The organism is Streptomyces coeruleofuscus, assembly GCF_039532725.1.
GTDB lineage: Bacteria > Actinomycetota > Actinomycetes > Streptomycetales > Streptomycetaceae > Streptomyces > Streptomyces coeruleofuscus.
Genome location: NZ_BAAASE010000004.1, coordinates 592,437 through 615,027 on the forward strand (window position 1 = coordinate 592,437; position 22,591 = coordinate 615,027).

Sequence of the window (22,591 nt, forward strand, 5' to 3'; positions counted from 1 at the left end):
CCGTAGTGATTGACCGACCAACGGAGTCCCCGTGTCGCTGCCACCCCTGGTCGAGCCGGCTTCCGAGCTCACCGTAGACGAGGTCCGCAGGTACTCCCGCCACCTGATCATCCCCGACGTCGGGATGGACGGGCAGAAGCGGCTGAAGAACGCCAAGGTGCTGTGTGTGGGCGCCGGCGGCCTGGGCTCGCCGGCGCTGATGTACCTGGCCGCCGCAGGCGTCGGTACCCTCGGCATCGTGGAGTTCGACGAGGTCGACGAGTCGAACCTGCAGCGTCAGATCATCCACAGCCAGGCCGACATCGGCCGCCCCAAGGCGGAGTCCGCCCGCGACAGCGTCAAGGGCATCAACCCGTACGTGAACGTGATCCTTCACGAGGAGCGGCTCGAGGCCGACAACGTGATGGAGATCTTCAGCCAGTACGACCTGATCGTCGACGGCACGGACAACTTCGCGACCCGCTACCTGGTCAACGACGCCTGCGTGCTGCTGAACAAGCCCTACGTATGGGGCTCGATCTACCGCTTCGACGGCCAGGCCTCCGTCTTCTGGTCCGAGCACGGTCCCTGCTACCGCTGCCTGTACCCGGAGCCCCCGCCCCCCGGCATGGTCCCCTCCTGCGCCGAGGGCGGCGTCCTGGGCGTGCTGTGCGCGTCCATCGGCTCCATCCAGGTCAACGAGGCCATCAAGCTGCTCGCCGGCATCGGTGAGCCGCTGGTCGGCCGGCTCATGATCTACGACGCCCTGGAGATGCAGTACCGCCAGGTCAAGGTCCGCAAGGACCCGGACTGCGCGGTCTGCGGCGAGAACCCGACCGTCACCGAGCTCATCGACTACGAGGCCTTCTGCGGCGTCGTCTCCGAGGAGGCCCAGGCGGCGGCCGCCGACTCCACGATCACTCCCAAGCAGCTCAAGGAGTGGATCGACGACGGCGAGGGCATCGACATCATCGACGTCCGCGAGCCGAACGAGTACGAGATCGTCTCCATTCCGGGCGCCCGGCTGATCCCGAAGAACGAGTTCCTCATGGGCACCGCCCTGGAGAGCCTCCCGCAGGACAAGAAGATCGTCCTGCATTGCAAGACGGGTGTCCGCAGTGCGGAAGTCCTCGCGGTCCTGAAGTCCGCGGGCTTCTCGGACGCGGTCCACGTCGGCGGCGGCGTGATCGGCTGGGTCAACCAGATCGAGCCGGACAAGCCGGTGTACTGACCGGACGGGCCGGCCTACCGAGCCGTGTCCGCTCTTCCTTCGCGAGCGGCGGGGGCTTCGCGCACCACGGGTGCCCGGAGCCCCCGCCGTCGTCATGAGCAGACCTTGCCGTCCTTCGGCACCGTCCCGTCCAGCAGGTACGCGTCCACCGTGGAGTCGACACAGTCGCTGCCACTGCCGTACGCGCCATGGCCCTCGCCCCGCCAGGTGAGCATCACTCCGACGCCCTTGCCCAGTTCGTCGGCCATCCGCCGGGCACCCTCGTACGGGGTGGCCGGGTCGCCGGTGTTGCCGACGACCAGGACCGGTGCCGCGCCGGGGGCGCTCACCTCCGGGGTGTCGCGCTGCCCGGGCACCGGCCAGTCGTGGCACCAGCCGGCCGTGTCCCAGCCGAGGAACGTCCCAAAGACGGGGGAGATCTTCTCGAACTCCGGCAGCAGCTTCTTGGTGGTCGCCGCGGTCAGCCGCTGCCGGTCGTCCAGGCACGATATGACCCGTTGGGCGTGGGTCGTCGTGCCGTAACGCCCCGACGGGTCGCGCTCGTTGTAGCCGTCGGCGAGGGCCAGCAGCTCCGAGCCGTCTCCCCGCTCGGCCGCGTCGAGGGCGCTGGTCAGCGTGGGCCAGCTGTCCTTGCTGTACAGGGGCAGGAGGATGCCGGTGGCCGCGAGCGCCTGCGTCAGCTTCCGCCCGGGTGTGCCCGCCGGCAGGGGCCGGGCGTCGACCCGCCGCAGCAGGTTCGCGATCTTCCGCGAGCCCTCCGCCGGGTCCTGGCCCGTGGACTCGAGGTAGCCGTTCAGCGCGCGCTGGAAGCCCCTGGCCTGGTTCTTGGCGTGCCCCACCGCGTCGGCGCCGGGGTCGACGACCGCGTCCAGGGTCATCCGTCCCACCTTCTTCGGGAACAGGTGCGCATACGTGCCGCCCAATTCGGTCCCGTAGGAGATGCCGAAGTAGTGCATCTTCTTGTCGCCGAGGACCTCCCGGATGCGGTCCATGTCGCGGGCCGAGTCGGCGGTCGACACGTGTGCCATCAGCTTCCCGGCGTCCTTCTGGCAGCCCTTGCCGAAGTCGGCGGCGTCCTTGAAGTACGCCTTCTCCTCGGCCGGTGTGTCCGGCGTGACGTCCACCGACTCGGCCGCCTGGATCTCCTTGTCGCCGCGGCAGCGCACGCCCTCGCTGGCACCGACGCCGCGCGGGTCCCAGCTCACCAGGTCGTACCGCTCACGCAGTCGGGAGACGGTCGGGGCGTAGGACGGCATCATGGACACGCCCGAGGCGCCGGGGCCTCCGAAGTTGAACAGGAGCGAGCCGACGCGGTCGTCACCTCGGGCCTTGGCGCGGATCAGCGCCAGCCCGACGGTCTCGCCGTCCGGCTCGGACCAGTCCAGCGGCACCTTCAGCGTCGCGCACTGCCAGTCGCTGCTCGGCGCGGGGCCGTCGGCGGTGGCCTTGCAGCGGTCCCAGGAGAGCCCGCCCTTGCCGTCGTCCGACGAGCCGCCGCTGCACCCCGCGAGAAGCAGTGCCGAGGCGGCCGCCAGAGCGGTCCACCGTGCGAAACGCGTCATGTACCCATCCCCCCTCGCAGGCCGTCCGCACGTGCCGCGGATGGCGGTCAGGCCATGGTAGGCAGATCCCGCGTCGGCCGTTGCAGCCTGTGGATAACCTTCTGACCTGTGCGTTTGTCGAGCCGGGGGTGACCTCAAGTGCAGACGGTCCCCGTCCGCGGCACCTTTCCGTCCAGCAGATAGCCGTTCACCGCGTCCTGCACGCACTTGTTCTTGCTGTCGTACGCGCCGTGTCCCTGCCCCCGGTACGTCAGCTCGATCCCGACGCCGTTGCCCAGCGCCTCCACCATCTTGCGCGCGCCCTCGTACGGGGTGGCCGGGTCGCCGGTGTTGCCGACGACCAGGATCGGCGCCGAATCCGGCGCGCTCACGACCGGGTGGTCGGCGGCGCCCGGCACGGCCCAGTCGGTGCAGGTGATCATGCCCCAGGCCATGTAGTCGCCGAACAGGGAGGAGGCCGCTTGGAATTCGGGCAGTTTCCGCTCCACGAAGGCGGTGTCGTAGCGGGGTTTGTCGTCCGCGCAGTTGATGGCGGCGTTGGCGGCGGCGATGTTGCTGTACTCGCCGTTCTCCTTGCGCCCGTTCATCGAGTCGGACAGCAGCATCAGGATGCTGCCGTCGCCGCCGTAGGCCTCTTGCAGGCCCTGGGTGAGGTACTCCCAGAACTCCTGCGAGTACAGCGCCTGAAGGATGCCGCTGGTCGCCGCGGTCTGGGTCAGCTCGCGCGGGAAGACACCCGGGATCGGAGTGCGGTCGAGGTCCTTCAGCAGTCCGGCGATACGGTCCTTCACGTCCTGCGCGCTGTCGCCGATGGGGCACTCCTCGGCCTTCGACAAGCAGTCCTCCGCGAAGTTGTCCAGCGCGAGCTGGAAGCCCTTGGTCTGCCCGAGCGAGCCCTGTTCGGCGTTCTGCGTGGGATCGACGACGGCGTCGAACACGGCGCGGCCGACCCGCTCGGGGAACAGGTGGGCGTAGACGCCGCCGAGTTCGGTGCCGTAGGAGATGCCGAAGTAGTGCAGTTTCCCGTCGCCCAGGACCTGGCGCATCAGGTCCAGGTCGCGGGCCGCGTCGGTGGTGCGCACGTGCGGCAGGATCTTCTCGGAGTTCTGCTCGCAGTCGTCGTTGAAGCCCTTGGTGTTCTCCAGGAGTTCCGTGCGCTCGGCGGCGTCGTCGGGCGTGGCGTCCTGCTGGAAGTACGCGTCGAGCTGCTGGTCGTTCTGGCAGATCACGGGGGCGCTGCGGCCGACTCCCCGGGGGTCGAAGCTGACCAGGTCGTAGCGGGTGCGCAGAGTCTCGTAGTCCTCCGCGAAGGACGGCAGCGAGGTGACGCCCGAGCCGCCGGGGCCGCCGAAGTTGAAGATCAGCGAGCCGATGCGCGCGCCCCCGTCGCCGCTGCTCCTGGCCCGGATCAGTTCGAGGCCGATCGTGTCGCCCTTGGGGTCGTCCCAGTCGAGCGGGGCCTTCATGGTGGCGCACTGCCACTCGCCGCCGTCCGGCAGCGGTGAGGGCGCGGCGCCTCCTCCCTGGGCATCGGACGGCGTCGGGCAGTCCTCCCAGCTCAGCTCCTGCCGCGTCAGGTCCTCGTCCTGCGTGTCGTCGTCACCGCAGCCGGCCAGCACGGTGGACACCAGCACGGCGGTGACGGTCAGGGCGGCGGCGCGCAGCCCGAGGAGCGTTGGCATGGTTCCATCCTGCGGCGGCGGGGGGCCGTCCGCGCGGGACGCGTGCCGTACGAGGTAAGGGGGGCTGGTGGTGCTGGAGGGCCTGCTTCTGGGCTGGCCCGGTCAGAGGGCTTGCTTGCGCGTGAGGTGGTTGAAGGCCAGCCAGCCCGGCAGCACGGGCAGCCACAGCGTCAGCAGGCGGAACAGCAGGACCGCCGGCGCCGCGACCTCCTTCGGCAGACCGACGGCGATCAGACCGACCGTCAGGGTCGCCTCGACCGCGCCCACACCGCCCGGGGTCGGCGCCGCGGACCCCAGGGCGTTGCCCGCGAGGAAGACCACGGCGACGCTGGCGAGGCTGATCGACGTGGACTCGTCGCCGAACGCGCGGATCGACGCGTCCAGGCACATCACGAAGCAGGCGGTCAGCAGCAGCATGCCGCCGATGCCGGTGACCAGCTTCTGCGGCCGCTGGAGCACGTCCAGCATGCGCGGCACGACACCGGCGAAAAGCGACCTCACGCGCGTGACGACGAACTTCCGCAGGAACGGCACCGAGGTCACCACGAGGACGAGCACCGCCACCGTCAGCAGACCGGCGATGACCGTCCGGGACGGCGACAGCGACGGCGTCTTCTCGGTGCCGGTCAGATAGCCGAAGGACAGCAGCATCAGGATGTGACAACCGAGCCCGAAGAGCTGCGACGCTCCGACGCTCGCCACCGCGAGCCCCGGCCGCACTCCCGCGCGCTGGAGGAAGCGCGTGTTGAGGGCGACACCGCCCACGGCCGCCGGGGCGACGATCTTCACGAACGACCCGGCGACCTGCGCCGCCACGGTCCGCACGAACGGCACCCGCTCGGGCACGAACCCCAGCAGGGCCATCGCCGCCGCGACGTAGCTGCCCATCGAGAACAGCACGGCCGCGGCGACCCAGCCCCACTCGGCGTTCGCGATGAGCGGCCCGAACTCGATGTGCGTGAGCTGCGTCAGCAGGAAGTACGCGCCGATCGCGCCGGCCATGAAACTGATCAGCGTGCGCGGCCGCACCCGCTCCAGCCGGGCCGGCTCGACCGGTGCCTGCGGCCTGATGCGCAGCACCTCGTGCCGGATCTGGGTGAGCAGGTCCTCCTCGCGCGCCTCCTCCAGGGCCTCGTCGATGGCCCGCTTCTCGGCCCGCTGTTCCGCCCGTACGGCTTTCTTGTCGGGTTTCTCCAGGACCGGAACGTCCTCGTCCGAGGTGTCCTCCAGGCGCGCCAGCTTGGCCTGGCGGGATGCCTCCAGGACCGCCTCGCGCTCGCGCTGCGCCCGCTCCCGGGCCAGCCTGCGCAGCGTCGCGCGCGTGGAGCGGCTGAGCGCGATGGGCTGGAGCATCGGCAGACAATCCGCCACCGCGTCGGGGCCGAGCACCTCCACCGCCGAGGCGACCGCCCGCTCCGCGCCCACCCGGAGTCCGAGGGTCACCAGCAGTTGGGACGTGTCCATGCGCAGCAGCAGGTCGCCGGCCGCGATCTCGCCGACGCGCAGGTCGGTGAGGATCACCGTGCCGGAACGATCCACCAGGATCGCGTCACCGACCAGCCTGCGGTGCGCGATGCGCCGGGACTGAAGGGCCTTCACCTGGTGCCATGTGTCGCTCAGCAGGTCGTCGGTGATCTCCTCGTCCGGCAGCGAGTCCAGGGTGCGGCCGCCGCTGTGCTCGTAGACGAGCATCACCGCGTCGGGACCCAGCTCGGAGGTGGCGATCAGCTTGGGCGCGTTGGCGCCGGCCGCGATCGCCGCGTACGCCAGCAGCGCCTCCTGCTCCAGGGCCTGGCGCAGCGACTGGAGGCTGCTGCGGGTGGCGAAGCCGCGCAGGGTCAGGTTGCGCCAGGCGCGGTAGAAGAAGCCCTGGGCCTGCTGCTCCCGGTCGACCACCGTCACGTCCAGCGGCGGGCCGTCCTCGAGCGTGACGAAGTAGCGCCGCCCGCGGTCCCCGGTGTCCGGGTTGTGGTCCGGGATGTCCTCGCGCGACGCGCTGACGGGTCGGAAGCCGACGGTCCGCAGGCCCGCCATCAGGGTCTGCCCGGTGGGCCGGACGTTGGGCGAGCCGACCGCGTAGAGCGTGCCGTAGGCCACGGTCCAGCCGATCAGCACCGTGAGGATGATGGAGAACGGTGTCGTGTACCCGGTGACGAGCATCGAGAAGGCGTCGAGGAGCAGTACGACCCACAGCACCGTGCGCCATCTGGGCCTGCGTGACATGCCGACGGCCGTCATGTACGCGATGACCGGCGCCAGATAGCCGTGCACGGGGTCGGTCAGCGCGTGGATGTCGCCGGGGGAGGGCTGGGTGAGCGCCTCCTGGATCGAGCCGGGGGCGGCGCGGGCGACCCACAGGTCGGTGGCGAGGGTCACACCGTGCGCGAGGACGGCCGCGAGCACGCCGTCGGCGATCCTGAGCCCGTCCCGTTTGATCAGCCGCTCGATGGCGAAGGCGACCGGCACCAGCAGGATCGCGATGCTGGAGGCCAGCCCCGCGATCTTGATGAGCAGGTCGGGTGCCTGGCCCGTGCCCTTGTTGATGTCCTGCTCGAGGCCTGACGTGGTGCCGTGCGCGAACGCGGCGATCCCGATCAGCAGCGCGACGGCGAGCACGCCCACCAGGAGCCGCATCAGATCGGACGGGCGGTGCACGCGCGCGGGGAGCAGCGGTTCGTCGCCCTCCACCTCGTCGATGTGCACGGTGTCCTCGTCCTCGGCTGCCGTCGGGGCCTTCTTCCCGGACTTCCCGGCTGCCGTAGGAGCCTTCTCGGCGGCCGTCCCGGCCTTCTCACCGGCCGGCTCGTGGCCGTCGTCCGGAGTGCCCGGGCGCGACGAAGCGTCGGAGGTGCCCTCCGTGTTCTCGGGGTGCGCACCCTGCTGCTTCATCGTCTCTTCTTGGTCTCGTATCACCGGTCACCGCCCGCACGATGGTGGCATGGCGCACCGACACACGGGGGCATCAGGGTGCACATGCGGGGGCGGACAGTCTGCCCGACGCGCTCCCGCCGGGCGAGGGGAACGCTCCGCACTACACCCGCCCCGTTGTCGGTGGGGTGCGGCAGGATGGGGCGGATGAGCGAGGAGAGCCTTCCGGAGGACGCCGGCGCGCGGGGCGCCCGCGCGGGGTACGACAGCACCCGTGAGGAGCCCGGGGAAGCGCTGCCCGCGTACGCCGAGCGGGTCCTGGACGTCGCGGAACTGATCCCGCCGGGCCGTGTCATGACATACGGGGACGTCGCCGAGTGGCTGGAGGAGGGCGGTCCGCGGCAGGTCGGCCGCGTGATGGCCCTCTACGGCGGGGCCGTTCCGTGGTGGCGCGTCGTCCGCGCGGACGGTGTCCTGCTGCCGGGGCACGAGCAGCGGGCGCTCGGCCACTACCGCGCGGAGGGCACGCCCCTGAAGGAGGCCAGCCGGGCCACCGAGGGCCACCTGCCGCGCCTCGACATGAGACGGGCGCGCTGGGACGGCGGCGAACGCGCGGTGGGTCACACCTGACAGCTTCCGCCATCGGACGCCCTCCCGTGTGACCCGTGATCCGTACGGGGGAACGTGGGCACGCGGTCGGTATGACGTACGTTCGTGAGATGAGGGACATGAGTGCCATGAGCGCCACGAGTGACCGGCGGGAAGAAGAGGAAGCCCTGCTTCCGCCTCATCCGTCGGCGTAGCGTCAGCTGCACGCGTCCCCGTCACCCCGCGGTCACCGCCCGCCACGCGCGGTGGCCCGCCAACCAGCACTTCCACCAGGACCGGCGAACCACGTGAGCTCCTCTTCCTCCATCAGCGGCCTGTCGCACCCCCGCGTGCGCCGGGGGAGCCGTGGCGCTTACCGATTGGTACGTACCCCTCCTGCCCGGGTGGACCCCCCTCTTTTGGACGCCTCACAGCGCTCCGTGGTTGACCACACCACCGGCCCGCTGCTCGTTCTCGCAGGACCGGGCACCGGCAAGACCACCACGCTGGTCGAGTCCGTGGCCGAGCGCATCGCCCGGGGCCACGATCCCGAGCGCGTCCTGGTGCTCACCTTCAGCCGCAGGGCGGCGGTGGAACTGCGCGACCGCATGGCCGTGCGGTGCGGCGCGGCCCGCGCTCCCCAGGCGACCACCTTCCACTCGTTCTGCTACGCCCTGGTCCGCGCCCACCAGGACAGCGACCTGTTCGTGGAGCCGCTGCGGCTGCTCTCCGGCCCCGAGCAGGACGTCTCGGTCCGGGAACTGCTCGCCGGCCAGGTGGACCTGGAGCGGCTGGGCCTCGCGCACGTGCGGTGGCCGGACGAACTCCGCGCCTGCCTGACCACGCGTGGTTTCGCCGACGAGGTCCGCGCGGTCCTCGCCCGCACCCGTGAACTGGGTCTCGGCCCGGACGCGCTGGACGCCTTCGCTCGCCGCACGGGACGCCCCGACTGGCGGGCCGCCGCGGCCTTCCTCGCCGAGTACCTCGACGTGCTCGACCTCCAGGGGGTGATCGACTACGCCGAACTCGTCCACCGTGCGGTGCTCCTCGCCCGCCGGCCCGAGGTCGCCGCGTGGCTCGCCGCCCGGTACGACGCCGTCTACGTCGACGAGTACCAGGACACCGATCCCGCTCAGGTACGACTCCTGCACGCGCTGGCCGGCGGCGGCCGCACCCTCGTCGCCTTCGGGGACCCCGACCAGTCGATCTACGCGTTCCGCGGGGCGGATGTGAACGGCATCCTCGACTTCCCGCACGCCTTCCCGCGCGCGGACGGCCGCCCGGCCCCCGTCGCGGTGCTGCGCACGTCCCGCCGCTCCGGTGCCGCCCTGCTGGCCGCCACCCGGCTGCTGACGCAGCGCATGCCGCTGACCCGCCTGCCCGCCGAGAAGGTGCGCGCCCACCGTGCACTCGCCCCCGTACGGGACGGCGGCCGCGTCGAGGCGTACACGTACCCGACGCCCGGGACGGAGCTGGACAACATCGCCGACATCCTCCGCAGGGCCCACCTCGAAGACGGCGTCCCCTGGAGCGAGATGGCCGTCCTGGTCCGCGCCGGCTCCCGCACCGTCCCGACGGTCCGCCGCGCCCTCACGGCGGCCGGCGTGCCCGTGGACGTCGACGGCGACGACGTGCCCTTGCGCCATGAACCGGCGGTGGCACCGCTGCTGACAGCGCTGCGGGCGGTGGCCACGGCAGAGGCGGGGACTTCTGGGACGGCACATGCCGGGCCTCAGTACTCCGAGAGGGGCACCTGGGGCGCCTCCTTTGAGGACGCCCTTTCGGCGCAGCCGGGCACCTCCTTTGAGGACGCCTCTTCCGCGCAACCGGACGCCTCCGTCGAGGACGCCCCCTCAGCGCGGCCGGACACCTCCTGGCTCGACACCGAGACCGCCCTCACCCTCCTCACCTCCCCGCTCGCGAGCATGGACGCCGCCGACCTGCGCCGCCTCGGCCGGGCCCTGCGCGACGAGGAGCGGGCCGCGGGCAACCCGCTGCCGCCGCCCTCCGACGTGTTGCTCGCCCAGGCACTCGCCGAGCCGGAGCGCCTCGCCGTGCACGACCCCACGTACGCGCGTGGTGCCCAGCGCCTCGGCGCGCTGCTGCGCAAGGCCCGTGAGCGGCTGGCGGGCGGCGGCACGGCCGAGGAGGCGCTGTGGGACCTGTGGGAGGGCACGCCGTGGCCCACGCGGCTGGAGCGGGCGGCCCGCCGGGGCGGCGCGGCCGGGCGCAACGCGGACCGCGATCTGGACGCCGTCTGCGCGCTGTTCGCGACCGCGGCCCGTGCCGAGGAGCGCACCGGCGGCCGGGGCGCCCTCAACTTCCTGGAGGAGATCGAGGCCGAGGACATCGCCGCCGACACCCTCACGCGCCGTGCCGTACGCCCCGACGCCGTCCGCCTGATGACCGCGCACCGCTCCAAGGGCCTGGAATGGCGCCTCGTGGTGGTCGCGGGCGTCCAGGAGGGCCTGTGGCCGGATCTGCGCCGCCGCGGCTCCCTGCTGGAGGCCGACCGCATCGGCCGCGACGGACTCGCCGAACCCCTCACCCCCGGCGCGCTGCTCGCCGAGGAGCGCCGCCTGTTCTACGTGGCCGCCACGCGCGCGCGTGAACGCCTCGTCGTGACCGCCGTCAAGGCCCCGGCGGACGACGGCGACCAGCCCTCCCGCTTCCTGACCGAACTCGGCGTCGAACCCAAGGACGTCACGGGACGCCCGCGCCGCCCGCTCTCCGTGGCGGCACTCGTCGCCGAACTGCGCGCCACCACGGTCGACCCGCGCGTCTCCGACGCCCTCCGGGAGGCCGCCGCCCGCCGCCTCGCCCGGCTCGCCGCCCTCGCCGACGAGGACGGCCGCCCCTTGGTGCCGTCCGCACACCCCTACCGCTGGTGGGGCATGTTCGAGCCGACCGAGTCCAAGGTGCCGCTGCGCGACCGCGACCAGCCCGTCGTGCTCTCCGGCAGCGCCCTCGACCAGCTCGCCAACACCTGCGCCCTGCAATGGTTCCTGGGCCGCGAGGTGAAGGCCGACGCGCCCGCGACCGCCGCCCAGGGCTTCGGCAACGTGGTGCACGTCCTCGCCGACGAGGTCGCCTCCGGGCACACCCCGGCCGACCTCTCCGTGCTCATGGAACGGCTCGACTCCGTGTGGAACGCCCTCGCCTTCGACGCGCCGTGGAAGTCGGACCAGGAGAAGGACAACGCGCGCGTGGCGCTCGAACGGTTCCTGAAGTGGCACGTCATGGACCGCACCGGGCGTACCCCGGTGACCAGCGAGCACGACTTCGACGTCACCCTCGAAGCCGGCGACTACCAGGTGCGCATCCGCGGGCAGATGGACCGCGTGGAGGCCGACGGCGAGGGCCGTGCCTACGTCGTCGACTTCAAGACCGGCAAACAGGCGCCCACCGGCAAGGAGGTGGAGCGCCACCCGCAGCTCGCGGTCTACCAACTGGCGGTCCGCGAGGGCGCCGTCGACGACGTCTTCGACGGTGTGCGACCCGAGCCGGGCGGCGCCGAACTCGTCCATCTGCGCCAGGGCGCCGCCCGGCGAGACGGCGGCGAGACCCTGCCCAAAGTGCAGGCCCAGGAGCCGCTGGAGGGGGAGTGGGTCGGCGACCTGCTGGCCACCGCGGCCGGCAAGGTCCTCGACGAACGGTTCACCCCGACCGCCGGCCAGCACTGCACGCACTGCGCGTTCCGGGCCTCGTGCAGCGCGCGGCAGGAGGGCCGCCATGTCGTCGAGTGACTTATCGCACCACCTGTGCTGACCTGCGCTTCTTCTGCCCCGGAAAGCGATCCGGCCGCCGGTGTCAGTGGCCGCCGCTAGCCTCTCTGACGTGCTCGCCCGTATCGCCGATCCCGAACAGCTCAAAGACCTCCTCGGCATCCCCTTCACCCCTGAGCAGATGGCCTGCATCACGGCGCCGCCCGCCCCGCAGGTGATCGTGGCCGGAGCCGGCTCGGGCAAGACGACGGTGATGGCGGCACGCGTGGTGTGGCTGGTCGGCACCGGCCAGGTCGCACCCGAGCAGGTGCTCGGCCTCACCTTCACCAACAAGGCCGCCGCCGAACTCGCCGAGCGCGTCCGCAAGGCGCTCGTCAAGGCCGGCGTCACCGACCCGGACGCCATCGACCCGGACAACCCGCCGGGCGAGCCGGTGATCTCCACGTACCACGCCTTCGCGGGCCGCCTGCTCACCGACCACGGCCTGCGCATCGGCCTCGAGCCCACGTCCCGGCTGCTCGCCGACGCGACCCGTTTCCAGCTCGCCGCGCGCGTGCTGCGCGAGGCCCCGGGGACCTACCCCGCCCTGACCCGTTCCTTCCCCGACCTGGTCGGCGACCTCCTCGCCCTCGACGCCGAGCTCGCCGAGCACCTCGTACGCCCGGAGGCGCTGCGCGCGTACGACGCCGAGCTGCTGCTGACCCTGCGCGGCGCCAAGCTCACCAACGCCGACCTGCGCAAGGTCCCCGACGCGGCGGCCGCCCGCCGCGAACTGGCCGAGCAGGTCACCCGCTACCGGGCCGCCAAGCGCGAGCGGGACCTGCTCGACTTCGGCGACCAGATCGCCCTCTCGGCCCGGCTCGCGAAGATCCCCGAAGTGGGCCGCGACCTGCGCGACGAGTTCCGCGTGGTCCTGCTCGACGAGTACCAGGACACGTCGGTCGCCCAACGCGTCCTCCTGGCCGGCCTGTTCGGCGAGGGGACCGGCCACCCGGTCACCGCCGTCGGCGACCCCTGCCAGGCGATCTACGGCTGGCGCGGCGCCTCCGTCGCCAACCTCGACGACTTCCCCGAGCACTTCCCCCACGCCGACGGCCGCCCCGCGACCCGGCAGGCGCTCAGCGAGAACCGCCGCAGCGGCGGCCGCCTCCTCGACCTCGCCAACAACCTCGCGGAGCCCCTGCGCGCCCTGCACGCGGGCGTGGAGGCACTCCGCCCGGCCCCCGGGGCCGAACGCGACGGCATGGTGCGCTGCGCCCTGCTGCCCACCCACGCCGAGGAGATCGACTGGGCCGCCGACTCCGTCGCCCACCTCGTACGGACCGGGACGGCACCCGGCGAGATCGCCGTGCTGTGCCGTACGGCGACCGACTTCGCCGAGATCCAGGGCGCCCTGGTCGCCCGGGACATCCCCGTCGAGGTCGTCGGCCTGTCCGGGCTGCTGCACCTGCCCGAGATCGCCGACCTCGTCGCCGTCTGCGAGGTCCTCCAGGACCCTGGCGCCAACGCCTCCCTGGTGCGCCTGCTGACCGGCCCGCGCTGGCGCATCGGCCCGCGCGACCTCGCCCTGCTGGGGCGGCGCGCCCGGCTCCTGGTGTCCCACGCGCGCGTGGAGGGCGACGACGACCCGGACCGCCGGCTCGCCGAGGCCGTCGAGGGAGTCGACCCCTCCGAGGTGATCTCGCTCGCGGACGCCCTCGACACGTTCCTGGAGACGCCGCTGGACGGCCACGGGGACGACGACGGACTGCCCTTCTCGCCCGACGCGCGCGTGCGCTTCGCCCGCCTGGCGACCGAGCTGCGCGAGCTGCGCCGCTCCCTGGCCGACCCGCTGATGGACGTCCTGCACCGCGTCCTCGCCGTCACCGGCCTGGAGGTCGAGCTGTCGGCGTCCCCGCACGCCCTGGCCGCGCGCCGCCGCGAGACCCTCTCCAACTTCCTCGACGTCGCCGCCTCCTTCGCCGCCGGCGACAACGAGGCCACCCTGCTCGCCTTCCTCGGCTTCCTGCGCACCGCCGCCCAGTACGAGAAGGGCCTCGACAACGCCCTCCCCGGCGGCGAGAACACCGTCAAGGTGCTCACCGCCCACAAGTCCAAGGGCCTGGAGTGGGACGTCGTGGTCGTCCCCGGGCTGGTCACCGGCACCTTCCCCAGCAGCCAGGGCCGCGAGAAATGGACCTCCCAGGGCAAGGTCCTGCCGCACCGGCTGCGCGGCGACGCCGCCACCCTGCCCGACGTGGAGTCCTGGGACGCCAGGGGCCTGAAGGCCTTCCACGAGGCCATGAAGGACCACCAGCACACCGAGGAAATCCGCCTCGGCTACGTCACCTTCACCCGCCCCCGCTCCCTGCTCCTGGGCTCCGGCCACTGGTGGGGACCCACCCAGAAGAAGCGCCGCGGACCGTCCGCGTTCCTCCAGGCCCTCCACGACCACTGCGCGGCCGGGTACGGCGAGATCGAGGCCTGGGCGGACGAACCCGCCGAGGACGAGGAGAACCCGGCCCTGCACCAGGCCACCGCCGACCAGGTGTGGCCCCTGCCCCTGGACGAGACGGCCCTGGCCCGGCGCCGCGCGGCCGCCGCGACCGTCCTGGCGCACCTGGAGGACCTCGCCTCCCACGAGGACGGGCACCCGGCGGCCGTGCATGACCCGGACGGGGCCGACGACCCGGAGTGGCCGCCGCCCCCCGAGGACGACGAGCCCCCGTACGACGAACCGGACCCGTTCGACGACGATCCCTTCGACGACGCCCCCTTCGATGACGCCCCCTTCGCAGAAGACCCCGTTGAGAGCGATGCCCTCGCGGAGGACCCGGCCGCCCGGGACGCGCGGCCCGCGGACCGCCCCATGGTTCCCCACCAGGCGGCCCCACCGGAGCCCCCAGCCGCGCGCCCACACCCCACGGCCCCGGACCACCCGCATCTCACCCCCGAGGAAGCCCGCACCGTCGACTCCTGGGACCGCGACCTCGACGCCCTCGCCGGAGAGCTCCTGCGCGCCCGCGACAGCGTCACCGAGGTCCCCCTGCCCGCTTCGCTCACCGCGTCCCAGCTGCTGAGCCTGGCCGCCGACCCGGACGGCCTCGCGCAGGAGCTGGCCCGTCCCATGCCCCGCCCGCCGCAGCCCGCCGCACGCCGCGGCACCCGCTTCCACGCCTGGGTCGAGGCCCGCTTCGAAGCGCTGACGCTGCCGTTCCTGGATCCCGGGGACCTGCCCGGCAGCGACGCCGAGATCGCCGACGAACAGGACCTGGAAGCCCTCAAGGACGCCTTCGAACGCACCGGGTACGCGCACCGCACTCCCTACCGGGTGGAAGCACCCTTCCAGCTCGAGATCGCCGGCCGCGTCGTACGGGGCCGCATCGACGCCGTCTACAAGGAGGTCGACGGTCAGGAGACGACGTACGAGATCGTCGACTGGAAGACGAACCGCACCCGCACCGCCGACCCGCTCCAGCTGGCCGTCTACCGCGTCGCCTGGGCAGAGCAGCAGGGCGTGCCGCTGGAGTCGGTCACGGCCGCGTTCCTGTACGTGCGCAGCGGCGAGGTCGTACGGCCGGACGGCCTGCCGGACCGGGCCGCGCTGGAGCGGCTGCTGCTCGGGGAGCCGTCCGGTGAGGAACCGCACTCCGAGGACGTCGGTGCGGGCCGATAGGCTCGTGACCATGAGCCAGACCCCGGACAGTGTCGTCCGTACGTACATCGAGCAGCACCGCGCCGCCTTCCTCGACGACCTCGCCGAGTGGCTGCGCATCCCGTCGGTGTCGGCCCAGCCGGACCACGCGCTCGACGTACGACGCAGCGCCGACTGGCTCGCCGCCAAGCTGAAGGAGACCGGGTTCCCGACGGCCGAGGTCTGGCAGACCCCTGGCGCGCCCGCCGTCTTCGCCGAGTGGCCGTGTGACGACCCGCAGGCGCCCACGGTGCTGGTGTACGGCCATCACGACGTGCAGCCCGCAGCGCGGGAGGACGGCTGGGACAGCGAGCCCTTCGAGCCGGTCGTCCGCGAGAACCGCCTCTACGCGCGCGGGGCGGCCGACGACAAGGGCCAGGTCTTCTTCCACACCCTCGGCGTCCGCGCCCACCTCGCCGCCACCGGCCGCACCACGCCGGCGGTGCACCTGAAGCTGCTGATCGAGGGCGAGGAGGAATCCGGCTCGCCGCACTTCCGGGCCCTCGTCGAGCAGCACGCCGAGCGGCTCGCCGCCGACACCGTGATCGTCTCCGACACCGGCATGTGGTCCGAGGACACCCCCACGGTGTGCACCGGCATGCGCGGCCTCGCCGAGTGCGAGATTCGGCTGCACGGCCCCGACCAGGACATCCACTCCGGCTCCTTCGGCGGCGCGGTGCCCAACCCGGCGACCGCCGCCGCCCGCCTGGTCGCCGCCCTGCACGACGAGCACGCGCGCGTGGCGATCCCGGGCTTCTACGACGGCGTGGTCGAGCTCACCGACCGCGAGCGGGAACTCTTCGCCGAACTGCCCTTCGACGAGCGGCAGTGGCTGCGCGCGGCCAAGTCGCACGCCACCCAGGGCGAGGCCGGGTACACCACCCTGGAGCGCGTCTGGGCCCGCCCCACCGCGGAGGTCAACGGCATCGGCGGCGGTTACCAGGGCCCCGGCAGCAAGACCATCGTGCCGTCCTCCGCCATGGTGAAGCTGTCCTTCCGGCTCGTTGCGGGCCAGGACCCCGCCCTTGTGGAGAAGGCGGTCCGCGCCTGGGCCGAGCAGCAGGTGCCCGCCGGGATCCGCTGTGAGATCACGTTCAGCGGGGCCACGCGCCCGTGCCTGACCCCGCTGGACCACCCGGCCCTCCAGTCGGTCGCCCGCGCGATGGGCCGGGCCTTCGGGAAGCCGGTCCGCTTCACGCGCGAGGGCGGCTCCGGACCGGCGGCGGACCTCCAGGACGTCCTCGGCGCCCCGGTGCTCTTCCTCGGCATCTCCGTCCCGTCCGACGGCTGGCACGCCCCGAACGAGAAAGTGGAACTCGACCTGCTCCTCAAGGGCGTCGAGACCACCGCGTACCTGTGGGGCGACCTCGCCGAGCACTGGCGCCATGTGCCCTGAGCGTCCCGCGCCGTCCGGAGCGGCAGCGCGCGCGGGGCACACTGGAAGGGCCGCCCCGCACCGCGGAACCCCGCCGGACCCGGTCGCCTCTCGCCCTACGTCCCGCTGATCAGCCCGCCTAACCCGACCGTTCCACCGGGGAGTTGGAAGCACCCGTGACCACCTGGACCGACCAGAACGCCGACCGACCCATCTCGCTCACCGCACCGAGCGGCATCGACCGGGCCGCGCACCACCGGCTCGACGAGGCCTGGCTCGCGGCGGCGTGGAGCCACCCCTCCACGCGCTGCTTCGTGGTCTCCGGCGGCCAGGTCCTCATCGACGAGACGCCGGACGGGCGCACCGAACTCGTCATGACGCCTTCCTTCGAGGCCCCCCTCACCGAGGCTCACCGCTACTTCCTCGGCAACGACGAGGACGGCGTCAGCTACTTCGCCCTCCAGAAGGACTCCCTGCCCGGGCGCATGGACCAGTCCGCGCGGCCGGCGGGGCTGCGTGAGGCGGGCCTGCTGCTGTCGGCCCGGGACGTGGGCCTGATGGTGCACGCGGTCGGCCTGGAGAACTGGCAGCGCACCCACCGTTTCTGCTCGCGCTGCGGCGAGCGCACCGTCATCGCCGCGGCCGGTCACATCCGCCGCTGCCAGGCCTGCGGCGCTGAGCACTACCCGCGTACGGACCCCGCGGTGATCATGGCCGTGACCGACGAGGACGACCGCATCCTGCTCGGCCGCCAGGTGCACTGGCCCGAGGGCCGCTTCTCGACCCTCGCCGGTTTCGTCGAGCCCGGCGAGTCCATCGAGCAGTCGGTGCGCCGCGAGGTCCACGAGGAGGTCGGCATCACCGTCGGCCAGGTCGAGTACGTCGCCAGCCAGCCCTGGCCCTTCCCGTCCAGCCTCATGCTGGGGTTCCTGGCCCGCGCCACCTCGACCGAGATAGACGTCGACGGCGACGAGATCCACGAGGCCCGCTGGTTCTCCCGCGACGAACTGCGCGCCGCCTTCGAGTCGGGCGAGGTGCTCCCGCCGTACGGCATCTCGATCGCGGCCCGCCTGATCGAGCTCTGGTACGGCAAGCCGCTCCCGATGAGAAGCGCCGCCTGACGAAGGCCACCCGCGTGTCCGACCCGTACTGGAACCACAACGTCCATCACCACCCCCAGGTGCTCGACGCAGTCCCGGACGGCTGCGGCAAGGCCCTGGACGCGGGCTGCGGGGACGGCCTGCTCACCCGCAAGCTCGCGGCGCGGGCAGTATCGGTCACGGGCGTGGACCGCTCGCCGGAAATGATCAAGCTCGCACGCGGGCACGCGCGCGTGCCCGGCAACGTCACGTATCTGGAGGCGGACTTCCTCGCCGACGGATCCCTCCCCGAGGGCGCGTACGACTTCGTCAGCGCGGTCGCCGTGGTCCACCACGCGCCGTTCGAGGAGGCGGTCACCCGCCTCGCCCGGCTCACCGCGCCCGGCGGCCGACTGGTGATCGTCGGCATGGCCGCCAACCGGACGGTCCTGGACTGGGTGGTCAGCGCGTGCGGCGTGCCGGCGAGCCAGTGGCACACCCGCCGGCACGGAGGCAAGCGCGGCCCGGCCGGGATGCCCATGGAAGACGTGCACATGTCCTGGGGACAGATCCGGCAGGCGGTCAACCGGCTGCTGCCCGGCTGCGACTTCCGCCGCACGCTGCTGTGGCGTTACGTCGTGGTGTGGGACAGACCAGTAGGCGAATCACGAGAAGGCGGCCCCTGAGACACCTCAGGAACCGCCTTCCCCTCACAACCGCACGGCGACTAGGCGCCGATCTTCTGCTTCACCTGAGCCAGGGACGGGTTGGTGAGGGTGGAGCCGTCCGGGAACAGAACGGTGGGCACCGTCTGGTTTCCGCCATTCGCCTTCTCCACGAACGCGGCGGACTCCGGGTCCTGCTCGATGTTGATCTCGGTGTACGCGATGCCCTCGCGGTCCATCTGGCTCTTCAGCCGACGGCAGTAGCCGCACCACGTGGTGCTGTACATCGTCACAGTGCCCGGCATGTCTCTCGTGCTCCTTCGGTGGCTCGGGGACGGGTGCTCGCAGTGGTGGAACGTACGTGAAAGGGCAACCATTCCCGCGATCCGCGCCCTGCCGGACGTGACACCTGCCGCATTAGTACGACTATCGGTGCGTGCCTGTGGACAACCGGCACGGCCGTCTCGCGGGACCTGGCAGCATGGCTGTGTGACAGCAGCAACGCGCTCCACCCTGTTCCCGCAGGTACCGGACTCCGCCGACGCGGTGCTCGACGGGCTTGACCCCGAGCAGCGCGAGGTGGCCACGGCCCTGCACGGTCCGGTGTGCGTCCTGGCGGGCGCCGGCACGGGCAAGACCCGGGCGATCACCCACCGCATCGCCTACGGAGTGCGCGCCGGCATCCTGCACCCCTCCAGCGTGCTGGCCGTCACGTTCACCAACCGCGCCGCCGGGGAGATGCGGGGCAGGCTGCGCCAGCTCGGTGCCGCCGGTGTCCAGGCGCGCACGTTCCACTCGGCGGCGCTGCGCCAGCTCCACTACTTCTGGCCGAAAGCGATCGGCGGCTCCATGCCCCGGCTCGTCGACCGCAAGGCCCAGCTCGTCGCCGACGCGGCTGCCGCCTGCCGCATCCGGCTCGACCGCGGTGAGCTGCGGGACGTCACCGCCGAGATCGAGTGGTCCAAGGTCACCCAGACCGTCCCCGCCGACTACGCGCCCGCCGCCGCCAAGGCCGGCCGCGAGACCCCCCGCGCCCCCGCCGAGATCGCCCAGCTCTACGCCGCCTACGAGGACGTCAAGCGCGAGCGCGCCGTCATCGACTTCGAGGACGTCCTGCTCTTGACCGTCGCCGTCCTCCAGGACCGGCACGACATCGCCGAGCAGGTCCGCGCCCAGTACCAGCACTTCGTGGTCGACGAGTACCAGGACGTCAGCCCGCTCCAGCAGCGCCTGCTGGACCTGTGGCTGGGCGACCGGGACAGCCTGTGCGTGGTCGGCGACGCCAGCCAGACGATCTACTCCTTCACGGGGGCGACACCGGACCACCTGCTCGACTTCCGCACCCGCCACCCCGGCGCCACCGTCGTCAAGCTGGTCCGCGACTACCGCTCCACTCCCCAGGTCGTCCACCTCGCCAACGGCCTGCTCGCCCAGGCGAAGGGCCGCGCCGCTGACCACCGCCTGGAGCTGGTCTCCCAGCGCGCCCCGGGGCCCGAGCCGGTCTACTCCGAGTACACGGACGAGCCCGCCGAGGCGGAGGGCGCGGCCCGGCGCATTCGCGAGCTCATCGACTCCGGAGTCCCGGCCGCCGAGATCGCCATCCTGTTCCGGACGAACGCGCAGTCCGAGACCTACGAACAGGCCCTCGCCGACGCCGGGGTGCCCTACCAGCTGCGCGGCGCTGAGCGGTTCTTCGACCGTCCGGAGGTGCGCAAGGCGGGTGTCGCCCTGCGCGGCGCGGCCCGCTTCGGCGGCAACGACTCCCTCCTGGACGACGCCGTCGACCTGCCCTCCCAGGTGCGCGCCGTGCTGTCGGGGGAGGGCTGGACGACGCGGCCACCGGCCGGCTCCGGAGCCGTGAGAGAACGCTGGGAGTCCCTGGCCGCCCTGGTGAACCTCGCCCAGGACTTCTCCACCGCCCAGCCCGGCGCCACCCTGGCGGACCTCGTCGCCGAACTCGACGAACGGGCGAACGCCCAGCACGCCCCCACCGTGCAGGGCGTCACCCTCGCCTCCCTGCACTCGGCCAAGGGCCTGGAGTGGGACGTCGTCTTCCTGGTCGGCGTCGCCGAGGGCATGATGCCGATCACGTACGCCAAGACCGACGAACAGACCGAGGAGGAGCGCCGCCTCCTGTACGTCGGCGTCACCCGCGCGCGGGAACGCCTCCACGTCTCCTGGGCTCTCTCCCGTTCCCCCGGCGGCCGTCCCAGCCGCCGTCCCAGCCGCTTCCTCGACGGGCTGCGCCCGGGTTCGACGGCCACCACGGGCCGTACCGCCGCCGGCGGTGCGGGCGGTATCGAGCGCGGAATCCCCGGAACCAGGGGTTCCACCCCGAGACGAGTCCAGCGAACGCCCGCCCGCTGCCGCGTCTGCGGCCGCACGCTGACCGACGCGGGCGAGATGAAGCTGATGCGCTGCGACGACTGCCCCTCCGACATGAACGAGGGCCTCTACGAGCGGCTGCGCGAGTGGCGTGCCGACCAGGCGCGACGCAGTGGTCAGCCCGCCTTCTGCGTCTTCACCGACAGGACCCTGGTGGCCATCGCCGAGACCGCGCCCGACGACGAGCACGAGCTGGCGCGCATCCCGGGCGTGGGGATGCGCAAGCTCAACCGCTACGGAACCGACGTACTGGCCATCTGCGCAGGCCAGTTCGCCGGAGGGGACACAGATCAGGGCTGACACGAACTCGTCGGAAAAATAGTTTGCGCATGCCCCAGCAATCCCCATAGGTTCTTAGGCACGAGAGCAGCGGCCTTCTCGAAGGCCCTGATCCCGTGTTGTACTTGCATACCCGTCGGACTGGTTCACCCAGTCCCCCGAGACGCCGAGAGGAGGCGAGTCCAGTGATCAGCATCAACACCAGCTCCATCAGCATCGTGAAAATGACCGATCGCTCGGCCGTCTCCGCGTGCATGCTCGGCGTTTCGAACCTGGGCACCGGTCTGTCCGGCATTCGTGCCGCCCGTCCGGCGTCCTCCTCCGTTGCTCCCGCGGGCCTTCCCGTCCGTGAGCGCAATGAGCGACCGACCAAGGCACTGGAAGCGGCAGTAGCGGCACAGGCGCAGGCCTATGCCTTTACGGCGACCGGTGCCGGATTCCGGAAGCAGACGACGCAGCACCACCTGATGTGGGCCTTCCGTGGGCCAGAACCCTGGAGTGATCCAGCCTGATTCGATCAGGCCGGCGCCTTCAGGGCCGCGGAACCCCATCCGGGATCCGCGGCCCTTCTGTTTGTCCCCGACCAGGGACGACGGACCGAAGGAGCCCCGGGACAAGAAAAAAAGAACCCGGTACCAGCCGCCCCGGCCAACAGGCCGGAACGACCAGACGAGGAAGACGAACCGTGCAACTCGAAGCGCACGCACCGTCCGTACCGCCTTCGGAAACGATCCCCAAGCCCGGCCCCACGGAGGACTCCGCCTTGACCCCGCTCACCGCGCTCACCGCGCTCGACGACGCCATCGAGAACCTCGGCGTACCCGTCCCGTGCCGTTCGTACGACCCGGAGGTCTTCTTCGCCGAGTCGCCCGCGGACGTCGAGTACGCCAAGTCCCTGTGCCGCACCTGCCCGCTGGTCGAGGCCTGCCTCGCCGGCGCCAAGGAGCGGCGTGAGCCCTGGGGCGTCTGGGGTGGCGAGCTGTTCGTGCAGGGTGTCGTCGTCGCCCGGAAGCGGCCGCGTGGCCGCCCGCGCAAGAACCCGGTCACAGCATGAACACCACAGGAACGATCGACCGCCCCCTCACGCACGACCCCCAGAAGCAGGCCCCGATGAAGCCGTCCACTTACGAGCCCACTGGCTCCGCGACCCAAGACTTCACCACCACCGGCGCGAAGGACTCGCGTCAGAACAGGACCCGAGAGATGCAACTCATCCCAGAAGCCATGGCCCGTGCGCATATGCACGAGCGACTGCAAGAGGCGGATCGGGAACGCCCGGCCGTGCGCCTGGCGTCCGCCCGCCGTATGCAGCGCAGGGCGGAGCGCGCCTCGCGGCGTGCCCGCCGGGCGCTCGCCATGGCGGTCATGCAGTAACCGACCTCACCTGAAGCGGTGGCCTCCCGAGCCCGGGAGGCCGAGCTCTCCCCCGCGGGGCCGGTCCGTGCCGAACGGACCGGCCCCGCGGGGCGTTGTGCCCGGCGGACGGCCGGGCACGGCGAT

15 protein-coding genes are annotated in these 22,591 nt (G+C 72.1%); 11 read left to right on the top strand and 4 right to left on the bottom strand.

The genetic code is table 11. From position 1 onward, the window contains the following. Positions 1-31: 31 nt before the first annotated feature. Positions 32-1,210 carry an adenylyltransferase/sulfurtransferase MoeZ gene (gene moeZ / locus ABFX81_RS18030; protein ID WP_086844363.1) on the top strand — a complete coding sequence of 393 codons (1,179 nt, stop codon included), beginning with the start codon at positions 32-34 and terminating at the stop codon, positions 1,208-1,210. A gap of 92 nt (positions 1,211-1,302) precedes the next feature. On the opposite strand, the gene ABFX81_RS18035 is transcribed toward moeZ, so the two are convergent. The 3 genes from ABFX81_RS18035 to ABFX81_RS18045 form a co-directional block, all read right to left on the bottom strand. Next, positions 1,303-2,772, bottom strand: a complete 1,470-nt coding sequence (locus ABFX81_RS18035) for an alpha/beta fold hydrolase (protein WP_086844364.1) — start codon at positions 2,770-2,772, stop codon at positions 1,303-1,305. A gap of 134 nt (positions 2,773-2,906) precedes the next feature. Beyond that, positions 2,907-4,454, bottom strand: a complete 1,548-nt coding sequence (locus ABFX81_RS18040; RefSeq protein ID WP_086844366.1) for an alpha/beta fold hydrolase — start codon at positions 4,452-4,454, stop codon at positions 2,907-2,909. Between the two features lie 102 nt (positions 4,455-4,556). After that, entirely contained in the window at positions 4,557-7,343 is a 2,787-nt protein-coding gene (locus ABFX81_RS18045) for a lysylphosphatidylglycerol synthase domain-containing protein (protein WP_086844368.1), read from the bottom strand. A 186-nt stretch (positions 7,344-7,529) separates the two neighbouring features. Between ABFX81_RS18045 and ABFX81_RS18050 the strand changes: the two genes are divergently transcribed. From ABFX81_RS18050 to ABFX81_RS18075, 6 genes are all read left to right on the top strand, one after another. Next, a complete protein-coding gene (locus ABFX81_RS18050; protein ID WP_086844371.1) occupies positions 7,530-7,952 on the top strand; it encodes an MGMT family protein in 423 nt (140 codons plus the stop codon). Between the two features lie 266 nt (positions 7,953-8,218). Further along, on the top strand, positions 8,219-11,656 hold the full coding sequence (locus tag ABFX81_RS18055; protein ID WP_086844373.1) for a UvrD-helicase domain-containing protein: 3,438 nt from the start codon (positions 8,219-8,221) through the stop codon (positions 11,654-11,656). A 91-nt stretch (positions 11,657-11,747) separates the two neighbouring features. After that, positions 11,748-15,290: an ATP-dependent helicase gene (locus tag ABFX81_RS18060; protein WP_346138320.1), complete on the top strand. Its 3,543-nt coding sequence runs from the start codon at positions 11,748-11,750 to the stop codon at positions 15,288-15,290. Between the two features lie 10 nt (positions 15,291-15,300). Beyond that, positions 15,301-16,704, top strand: a complete 1,404-nt coding sequence (locus tag ABFX81_RS18065) for a dipeptidase (protein ID WP_086843977.1) — start codon at positions 15,301-15,303, stop codon at positions 16,702-16,704. Between the two features lie 155 nt (positions 16,705-16,859). Beyond that, positions 16,860-17,804, top strand: a complete 945-nt coding sequence (nudC, locus tag ABFX81_RS18070; protein WP_086843974.1) for an NAD(+) diphosphatase — start codon at positions 16,860-16,862, stop codon at positions 17,802-17,804. A 14-nt stretch (positions 17,805-17,818) separates the two neighbouring features. After that, positions 17,819-18,448: a methyltransferase domain-containing protein gene (locus tag ABFX81_RS18075; RefSeq protein ID WP_086843972.1), complete on the top strand. Its 630-nt coding sequence runs from the start codon at positions 17,819-17,821 to the stop codon at positions 18,446-18,448. Between the two features lie 41 nt (positions 18,449-18,489). On the opposite strand, the gene ABFX81_RS18080 is transcribed toward ABFX81_RS18075, so the two are convergent. Continuing rightward, positions 18,490-18,732: a mycoredoxin gene (locus ABFX81_RS18080; RefSeq protein WP_004983675.1), complete on the bottom strand. Its 243-nt coding sequence runs from the start codon at positions 18,730-18,732 to the stop codon at positions 18,490-18,492. A 184-nt stretch (positions 18,733-18,916) separates the two neighbouring features. Between ABFX81_RS18080 and ABFX81_RS18085 the strand changes: the two genes are divergently transcribed. The 4 genes from ABFX81_RS18085 to ABFX81_RS18100 all read left to right on the top strand — a co-directional run bounded on the left by ABFX81_RS18085 (position 18,917) and on the right by ABFX81_RS18100 (position 22,465). Next, on the top strand, positions 18,917-21,112 hold the full coding sequence (locus ABFX81_RS18085; protein ID WP_346138321.1) for an ATP-dependent DNA helicase UvrD2: 2,196 nt from the start codon (positions 18,917-18,919) through the stop codon (positions 21,110-21,112). 164 nt (positions 21,113-21,276) lie between these two features. Continuing rightward, the gene (locus ABFX81_RS18090) at positions 21,277-21,603 is read left to right on the top strand and encodes a hypothetical protein (RefSeq protein ID WP_346138322.1); all 327 of its coding nucleotides are present in this window, start codon (positions 21,277-21,279) and stop codon (positions 21,601-21,603) included. Positions 21,604-21,776: 173 nt separating this feature from the next. Then, positions 21,777-22,145 (top strand): WhiB family transcriptional regulator, encoded by a 369-nt coding sequence (locus ABFX81_RS18095; protein ID WP_059417291.1) that lies wholly within the window; start codon positions 21,777-21,779, stop codon positions 22,143-22,145. Then, a complete protein-coding gene (locus tag ABFX81_RS18100; protein ID WP_086843968.1) occupies positions 22,142-22,465 on the top strand; it encodes a hypothetical protein in 324 nt (107 codons plus the stop codon). The genes ABFX81_RS18095 and ABFX81_RS18100 overlap by 4 nt, the downstream gene beginning before the upstream one ends. Positions 22,466-22,591: the final 126 nt, after the last annotated feature.